Below are 9,678 nucleotides of genomic sequence, written 5' to 3'. Positions count from 1 at the left end.
TCAAAGTGCAAGAGCTGCTCGACTCCGTAAAGTCGCTGTCCACCAGGGAGCGCAAGGCATTGGCAGCCTTGCTCAAGCGCCAGGGTGTCAACCTCTACGGGGTCACCCCGATCTTCAGAAGGGAATCTGCGGACGGGGCAGCGCTTTCATACGCACAGCAGCGCCAGTGGTTCCTCTGGCAGCTCGATCCGCACAGCGCCGCCTACAACATTCCGGCGGCGCTGCGACTCAAGGGCGCGCTGGATATCGAGGCGTTGCAGCGCAGCTTCGACAGCCTGGTGGCGCGCCACGAGACCCTGCGCACCACCTTCCGCCAGGAGGGTGACGGCGCGGTGCAGATCGTCCATCCGCCGATGCCGTTGGCATTGACGTTGGAGCCGTTCGCGGTTGCCGATCCGGCGAATCTGGAAGCGGCCATCCGCGCGCGGGTGGAAGCCGAGGTGCAGCAACCCTTCGACCTGCAACAGGGCCCGCTGCTGCGGGTCAGGCTGCTGGTGCTGGGGCCTGATGAGCATGTGCTGATCCTCACTGTGCACCATATCGTCTCCGATGGCTGGTCCACGCCGATCCTGGTGGACGAGCTGATCCGTCTTTACCAAGGCTTGCGCCAGGGCTCGCCGGTTACCCTGGCCGAGCTGCCGATCCAGTACGCCGACTACGCGTTGTGGCAGCGCGACTGGATGGAAGCGGGCGAGCAGGAGCGCCAGCTCGGCTACTGGCGCCAGCAGCTGGCCGGCGAGCAGCCGTTGCTGGAACTGCCTGTCGACCGTCCGCGGCCGTCGGTGCAGAACTTCCACGGCGCGCGCCTGGCCATCGACATCGATGCCTCCCTGGCCCAGGCGCTCAAGGCCTTGGCGCGCCAGCAGGGGGTGACCCTGTTCATGCTGTTGCTGGCGTCGTTCCAGACGCTGTTGCACCGCTACAGCGGTCAGGCCGATATCCGTGTCGGCGTGCCGGTGGCCAACCGTGCCCGGGCCGAAACCCAGGGGCTGATCGGTTTCTTCGTCAATACCCAGGTGCTCAAGGCCGAGTTCGCGCCGCAGACCACCTTCACCGCGTTGCTGCAGCAGGTCCGCGAGGCCGCGCTGCAGGCCCAGGCGCACCAGGACCTGCCGTTCGAGCAACTGGTCGAGGCGCTGCAGCCTGAGCGCAGCATGAGCCACAACCCGTTGTTCCAGGTGCTGTTCAACCACCAGGCCGAAAGCCCGGGCATGGCCCGTCAGCTGGGCGAGCTGCAGGTCGAGGGCTTGAGCTGGGAAGGGCAGACCACCCAGTTCGACCTGATCCTCAATACCGCCGAGCATGACGGCGGGCTGATCGCGGCACTGACCTACGCCACCTCGCTGTTCGACCCGGCCACGGTCGAGCGCATCGGCCGGCATTGGCGCAACCTGTTGCAGGGCATCTGCCAGGACCACGCGCAGCGTGTGGCGCAGTTGCCGTTGCTCGATGTGGCAGAGCAGGGCGAGTGGAAAGTCGATGTGCAGCGCTATCCAAGCACGGCTTGTGCCCAGGAGTTGATCGAAGCGCAGGCGGCGCGTACGCCTGAGGCGGTCGCCGTGACTTTTGCCGGGCAAGCGCTGAGCTACGACCAGCTCAACCGCCGTGCCAACCGCCTGGCGCACAAACTGCGCGAGCAGGGCGTGGGGCCGGATGTGCTGGTCGGTATTGTGGTGGAGCGCGGCTTCGAGATGATCGTTGGCCTGCTGGCGATCCTCAAGGCGGGTGGCGCCTATGTGCCACTGGATCCGGAGTACCCGCAGGACCGCCTGAGCTACATGATGGAAGACAGCGGCATTCAACTGCTGCTGACTCAGGGGCATCTGCTGGGCGATCTACCCGTGCCGGCGCAGGTTCGCAGCCTGAAGCTGGAAGACGACCTGGCCGGCTACAGCGAGGAAAACCCCGCGCACCTGACTCAGCCGGACAACCTGGCCTATGTGATCTACACCTCGGGTTCGACTGGCAAGCCGAAAGGTACGCTGCTGCCGCACCACAACCTGCTGCGCCTGTTCAAGGCCACCTATGCCTGGTTCGGCTTCGGCCCGCAGGATGTATGGACGCTGTTCCACTCGTACGCCTTCGACTTCTCGGTGTGGGAGATCTTCGGCGCGCTGCTGCACGGCGGTCGCCTGGTGATCGTGCCGCGTGAAACCACCCGTTCGCCGGAAGACTTCCACCAGCTGCTGGTGGAGCAGGGCGTGACCGTGCTGAACCAGACCCCGTCGGCGTTCAAGCCGCTGATGCGGGTGGCCTGTGACAGTGCGTCCGACCTGTCGCTGCGCTATGTGATCTTCGGTGGCGAAGCCCTGGATGTGGCCGCGCTGCAACCGTGGTTCGAGCGCTTCGGTGAAGACTGCGACAACCTGATCAACATGTACGGCATCACCGAGACCACGGTCCATGTGACCTACCGACCGATCCGCTTTGCCGATACGCAACAGCCGGGCAGCCCGATCGGTGCGGCGATCCCGGATCTGTCGATGTATGTGCTGGATGCCGATTTCAATCCGGTGGCCAAGGGTTGCACGGGTGAACTGCATGTCGGCCACGCCGGCCTGGCACGCGGTTACCACAACCGTGCCTCGCTGACCGCCGAACGCTTCGTGCCGGATCCGTTCTCCAGCGAAGGCGGGCGCCTGTACCGCACTGGCGACCTGGCGCGTTATCGCGGCCAGGAAGTGATCGAATACGTGGGCCGGATCGACCATCAGGTGAAGATCCGTGGCTTCCGTATCGAACTGGGTGAGATCGAGGCACGCCTGCAAGAGCACTCTGCCGTGCGCGAAGTGCTGGTGCTGGATATCGACGGAGCAGGGGGCAAGCAACTGGCGGCCTACCTGATCGCCCAAGACGAACATGCAGACCACGCAGCGCTGCGTGACACGCTGAGACAGCACCTGAAAGCCAACTTGCCGGACTACATGGTCCCGACCCACTTCCTGGTATTGGACCAGTGGCCGCTGACGGCCAACGGCAAGCTGGACCGCAAGGCCCTGCCCAAGCCCGACGCCAGCCAACTGCAACAAGGCTACGTGGCCCCGCGTACGGAGCTGGAGCAGCAACTGGCGGCGATCTGGAGCGAAGTGCTGAAGGTCGAGCAAGTCGGTCTGCACGACAACTTCTTCGAACTCGGCGGTCACTCGCTGCTGGCCACCCAGGTGACCTCGCGCATCCGCCAGCGCCTGGAGCTGGAAGTCTCGCTGCGCAGCCTGTTCGAGTCCGCCGACCTGCAGACCTTCGCCCAGGCCGCAGGCCAAGGTTCGGCCAGCCAGGCGCCGGCGTTCACTGTCGTGGACCGCAGCCAGCCGCTGCCGCTGTCCTACGCCCAGCAACGCCAGTGGTTCCTCTGGCTGCTGGAGCCGGACAGCGCCGCCTACAACATCCCTTCGGCCCTGCGCCTGAAGGGCGAGCTGAACATCGAGGCCCTGCGCAGCAGCTTCGCCGCGCTGATCGCCCGTCATGAAACCCTGCGCACCACCTTCCATCAGGAAGGTGACCAAGCCTGGCAGCGCATCCACCCGGCCAGCGACTTCGACCTGGCCGTCGAAACGGTCAACGCCGAAGCCCTGCAGGCACGTATTGTCGAGGAAACCGCCCAGCCATTCGACCTGGAGCACGGCCCGCTGCTGCGCGCCCGCCTGCTGCGCCTGTCCGCCGATGATCATGTGCTGGTGCTGACCCTGCACCATATCGTCGCCGATGGCTGGTCGATGCCGGTCATGGTCGATGAAGTGGTGCGCCTGTATGCCGCACATTGCCAGGGCATCGCCCCGCAACTGCCGGCCCTGGCGTTCCAGTACGCCGACTATGCGGCCTGGCAGCGCCAGTGGATGGAGGCCGGCGAGCAGTCTCGCCAGCTCGACTACTGGCGCCGGCGGCTGGGTGACGAGCAACCGCTGCTGGAGCTGCCGACCGACCGTCCGCGGCCCTTGCAGCAGAGCCACGCCGGCGCCCGCCTGGACATCGGTCTGGAGCGCGAGCTGGTCGAGGCCCTCAAGGCTACCGCGCGGCAGCAGGGCGTGACCCTGTTCATGCTGCTGCTGGCCTCGTTCCAGACACTGTTGCACCGCCTCAGCGGTCAAGCGCAGGTGCGCGTCGGCGTGCCGGTCGCCAACCGCAACCGGGCCGAGACCGAGGGCCTGATCGGCTTCTTCGTCAACACCCAGGTGCTCGACGCCCGCTTTGACCTGCGCACCACTTTCGCCGAGCTGCTGCAACAGGTCAGGCAGACCGCCGTGCAGGCCCAGGCGCACCAGGACCTGCCGTTCGAGCAATTGGTCGAGGCGCTGCAGCCCGAGCGCAGCATGAGCCACAGCCCGCTGTTCCAGGTGCTGTTCAACCACAAGACGGAAAACCCCGGCATGGCCCAGGAGTTGCCCGGGCTGCGGATTGAGGGGCTGGACTGGGAAGAGCGCACCGCCCAGTTCGACCTGGTGCTCAACACGGTCGAGCACGGCGCCGGGCTGAGCGCCATCCTGACCTATGCCACCGCGCTGTTCGACCCGGCCACGGCCGAGCGTCTGGGCGGGTACTGGCGCAATCTGCTGCAGGGCATCTGCCAGGACAGTGGCCAGCGCGTGGCGCAACTGCCGTTGCTCGATGCGGCCGAGTTGGTCGAGCTGCAAGCGGATGTGCAGCGTTATCCTAGTGCCGAGTGCGCTCATGTGTTGATCGAGGCGCAGGTGGCACGTACGCCTGAGGCGATTGCCGTAGCCTTCGCCGGGCAGGCGCTGAGCTACGACCAGCTCAACCGCCGCGCCAACCGCCTGGCGCACAAGCTGCGCGAGCAGGGCGTGGGGCCGGATGTGCTGGTGGGCATCGCGGTGGAGCGCGGGTTCGAGATGATCGTCGGGCTGCTGGCGATCCTCAAGGCGGGTGGCGCCTATGTGCCGCTGGATCCGGAATATCCGCAGGACCGCCTGAGCTACATGATGGAAGACAGCGGCATTCAACTGCTGCTGGCGCAAGGGCATCTGCTGGCCGATCTGCCCGTACCGGCGCAGGTCCGCAGCCTGAAGCTGGAAGACGACCTGGCTGGCTACAGCGAGGAAAACCCCGCGCACCTGACTCAGCCGGACAACCTGGCCTATGTGATCTACACCTCGGGTTCCACCGGCAAGCCGAAAGGCACGCTGCTGCCGCACCACAACCTGCTGCGTCTGTTCAAGGCGACCGACTCTTGGTTCGGCTTCGGTCCGCAGGATGTATGGACGCTGTTCCACTCGTACGCGTTCGACTTCTCCGTCTGGGAGATTTTCGGTGCGCTGCTGCACGGTGGCCGTTTGGTGATCGTGCCGCGTGAAACCACGCGTTCGCCGGAAGACTTCCACCAGTTGCTGGTGGAGCAGGGCGTGACCGTGCTCAACCAGACCCCGTCGGCGTTCAAGCCGCTGATGCGAGTGGCCTGTGACAGTGCGTCCGACCTGTCGCTGCGCTATGTGATCTTCGGCGGCGAAGCCCTGGATGTGGCCGCGCTACAACCGTGGTTCGAGCGCTTCGGTGAAGACTGCGACAACCTGATCAACATGTACGGCATCACCGAGACCACGGTCCACGTGACCTATCGGCCGATCCGCTTTGCCGATACGCAGCAGTCGGGCAGCCCGATCGGTGCGGCGATCCCGGACCTGTCGATGTACGTGCTGGATGCCGACTTCAATCCGGTGGCCAAGGGCTGCACGGGTGAACTGCACGTCGGCCACGCCGGCCTGGCACGCGGTTACCACAACCGTGCCTCGCTGACTGCAGAACGTTTCGTACCGGACCCGTTCTCCAGCGAAGGCGGGCGCCTGTACCGCACCGGCGACCTGGCCCGTTATCGCGGCCAGGAGGTGATCGAATACGTGGGCCGGGTCGACCATCAGGTGAAGATCCGTGGCTTCCGTATCGAACTGGGCGAGATCGAGGCACGCCTGCAAGAGCATGCGTCGGTGCGCGAAGTGCTGGTGCTGGATATCGACGGGGCAGGGGGCAAGCAACTGGCCGCTTACCTGATCGCTCAAGACGAACATGCAGACCACGCAGCGCTGCGCGACACGCTGAAACAACACCTGAAAGCCAACCTGCCGGACTACATGGTCCCGACGCATTTCCTGGTGCTGGAGCAGTGGCCGCTGACCGCCAACGGAAAGCTGGACCGCAAGGCCCTGCCGAAACCGGATGCCAGCCAGCTGCAACAGGGCTACGTGGCCCCGCGTACGGAGCTGGAACAGCAACTGGCGGCGATCTGGAGCGAAGTGCTGAAGGTCGAGCAAGTCGGTCTGCACGACAACTTCTTCGAACTCGGCGGTCATTCGCTGCTGGCCACCCAGGTGACCTCCCGCATCCGCCAGCGCCTGGAGCTGGAGGTCCCGCTACGCAGCCTGTTCGAGTCCGCCGATCTGCAAGCTTTTGCCCAGGCTGCCGGCCAGGGTTCGGCCAGCCAGGCGCCGGCATTCACGATTGTGGATCGCAACCAGCCGTTGCCGCTGTCCTACGCCCAGCAACGCCAGTGGTTCCTCTGGCAGCTGGAGCCGGAAAGCGCCGCCTACCATATCCCCGCAGCCCTGCAACTGAAGGGCCGGATCAACCTGGAGGCGCTGCGCCAGGCCTTCGAGGCGCTGGTCACGCGGCATGAGAGCCTGCGTACCACCTTCGAGCAACAGGAGGGCGAGGCACTACAGCGCATCCAGGCACCCGCGACCTTCACCCTGGTCATGGAGTCGCTGCAGGACACCTCCACCGAGGCCGTCCGCGAGCGCGTGGCCCGCGAGATCCAGCGCCCGTTCGACCTGACCCAGGGGCCGCTGCTGCGGGTACGTCTGCTGCGCCTGGCCGAAGACGAGCATGTGCTGGTGCTGACCCTGCATCATATCGTCGCCGACGGCTGGTCGATGCCGATCATGGTCGATGAGGTGGTGAACGCCTACCTGGCCTTGAGCCAGGGCCGCCAGCCCGAGCTGCCGGCCCTGGCCGTGCAGTACGCCGACTATGCCGCCTGGCAGCGCCAGTGGATGGCGGCCGGCGAGCAGGCCCGCCAGCTCGATTACTGGCTGGCCCAGCTGGGCGGCGAGCACTATGTGCTGCAACTGCCCACCGACCACCCACGGCCCACCGTGCAGAGCCACGCCGGACGCAGCCTCGCCATCGAGGTGCCGGCGCCGCTGGTCCAGGCCCTGAAGGCCCAGGCGCGCCAGCAAGGGGTGACGCTGTTCATGCTGCTGCTGGCCTCGTTCCAGAGCCTGCTGCACCGCCAGACCGGGCAGGCCGACATCCGCGTCGGCGTACCGATCGCCAACCGCACCCGCGCCGAGACCGAGGGGCTGATCGGCTTCTTCGTCAACACCCAGGTGCTCAAGGCGCAGTTCGAGCTGCACACGACCTTCAGCGAGCTGCTGCAGCAGGTCAAGCACACCGCGTTGCAGGCCCAGGCCCATCAGGACCTGCCGTTCGAGCAACTGGTCGAGGCGCTGCAGCCTGAGCGCAGCCTGAGCCACAACCCGCTGTTCCAGGTGATGTTCAACCACCAGGCCCAGCGCTCGGATCAGGCCCGCGAGTTGCCGGGCTTGAGCATCGAAGGCCTGAGCTGGGGCAATCCAACGGCACACCTGGACCTGGCCCTGGACACCTTCGAAAGCGAGGATGGCCTGGGTGCGACCCTGACCTACGTCTGCGACCTGTTCGAGCACGCCACCATCGAGCGCATGGCCGCGCACTGGCTCAACCTGTTGCAGGCGGTCAGCACCCAGCCGGCCCAGCGCATTGTCGAGCTGCCGCTGCTGGACGCGGCGCAGCGCCAGACCATCCTTGGGCAGTGGAGCCGACACGAGGCGGTCTACCCCGACCAGCGCACCGTGCAGCAGCTGATCGCCGACCAGGCCGCGCGCACGCCGCAGGCCACGGCGCTGATCTGCGAAGGGCAGCAGCTCACCTATCAGGCCCTGGACCAGCGCGCCAACCAGCTGGCCCACCGCCTGCGCCAGGAAGGCATCGGCCCGGACGTGCGCGTTGGCATCGCCCTGCCGCGCAGCCTGGACATGGTGGTCGGCCTGCTGGCGGTGCTCAAGGCCGGTGGCGCCTATGTACCGCTGGACCCCGACTACCCGCACGAGCGCCTGGCGTACATGATGGAGGACAGCGGCATCGTCCTGCTGCTCGGCCACAGCGCACAGCTGCAAGGCCTGGCGGTGGCGCCGCAGGTACGCTGCCTGTGCCTGGACAGCGAACCCCTCGACGCCTGGCCGAACCATGCGCTGCCTGAACTGGGCAACCCCGACAACCTGGCGTACATCATGTACACCTCCGGCTCCACTGGCCGCCCCAAGGGCGTGGGCATCAGCGCCGCGGCCCTGAGCCGGCACGCCCATGTCGCCAAGGGTTTCTGCGGGCTGTCGGCGGCCGACCGGGTGTTGCAGTTCTCCACCTTCAACTTCGACGCTTTCGTCGAGCAGCTGTACCCGGCGCTGATCTGCGGCGCCAGCGTGGTGGTGCGCGGCCCGACGCTGTGGGACAGCGAGACCTTCTATCGCGAAGTGGTGACCCAAGGCATCACCTTCGCCGACCTGCCGACCGCCTACTGGCACCTGCTGGCCAAGGACTTCGCGGCCAAGGGCCCGCGCGACTACGGCCAGCTGCGGCGCATCCACATGGGCGGCGAGGCCATGGCCGCCGACGCCGTGCTGGCCTGGCAACAGGCCGGGCTCGGCCATGTGCGCCTGCTCAACACCTATGGGCCGACCGAGGCCACCGTCAGTGTCATGAGCCATGACTGCAGCGCCTATGTCACTGGCGAGCAGCCCCTGCCGGTGCAGATCCCGATCGGCAAGGCCCTGGCCGGCCGCTCGATCCACCTGGTGGATGCCGACGGCGACCTGGCCCTGCCGGGGGCCATCGGCGAACTGCTGGTGGGTGGCGAGCTGCTCGCTCGCGGTTATCACAACCGCCCGGGGCTGACTGCCGAACGTTTCATCCCCGATCCGTTCGCCACCACGCCGGGTGCCCGCCTGTATCGCACCGGCGACCTGGCGCGTTACCGCGAGCAGGGTGTGGTCGAGTACGCCGGGCGTATCGACCACCAGGTGAAGATCCGGGGCTTTCGCATCGAACTGGGCGAGATCGAGGCGCGCCTGCGCGAGCACCCGGCGGTGCGCGAAGTGCTGGTGGTCGATATCGACGGCCCGGGCGGCAAGCAGCTGGCCGCCTACCTGGTGCCCGACGCGATGCCCGAGGAGGACGCTGGCCTGCGCGCCGAACTGAAGGCGCACCTGGGCGCCAGCCTGCCGGACTACATGGTGCCGATGTACCTGGTGCTGCTCGAGCGCATGCCGCTGCTGCCCAACGGCAAGCTCGACCGCAAGGCGCTGCCGGCCCCCGATACCCGCCAGGCGCAGTCGGCCTACGTGGCCCCGGTCAGCGAGCTGGAACAGCAGCTGGCGGCGCTCTGGGCCGAGGTGCTGGAGGTCGAGCGGGTGGGCCTGATGGATGACTTCTTCGAGCTGGGCGGGCATTCGCTGCTGGCGGCCCAGCTGATTTCCAAGATCAACTCGGGCCTGGGGATCGACATCCCGCTGCGCCTGCTATTCGAGAAACCGCAATTGAATGATTTTGCCCAGGCCTGTGCCTCCACCGGCCTGTCGTTGAGTGACGACGGCTTGTCCGATATCGAAAGAATGATGAATGAAATGGCGGGCGTCTGAG

1 protein-coding gene is annotated in these 9,678 nt (G+C 66.5%); it reads left to right on the top strand.

Annotated features, from left to right (window positions below; translation table 11 throughout):
• The first annotated feature begins 5 nt into the window (after positions 1 to 5).
• Positions 6 to 9,677 (top strand): non-ribosomal peptide synthetase, encoded by a 9,672-nt coding sequence (locus tag K2O50_RS15615; RefSeq protein ID WP_220689829.1) that lies wholly within the window; start codon positions 6 to 8, stop codon positions 9,675 to 9,677.
• Position 9,678 lies beyond the last annotated feature (1 nt).

Origin of the sequence: Pseudomonas sp. 2hn, assembly GCF_019646095.1 — a bacterium.
GTDB classification, from domain to species: Bacteria; Pseudomonadota; Gammaproteobacteria; order Pseudomonadales; family Pseudomonadaceae; genus Aquipseudomonas; species Aquipseudomonas peradeniyensis.
This window is presented reverse-complemented; position numbering and strand designations above follow the sequence as displayed.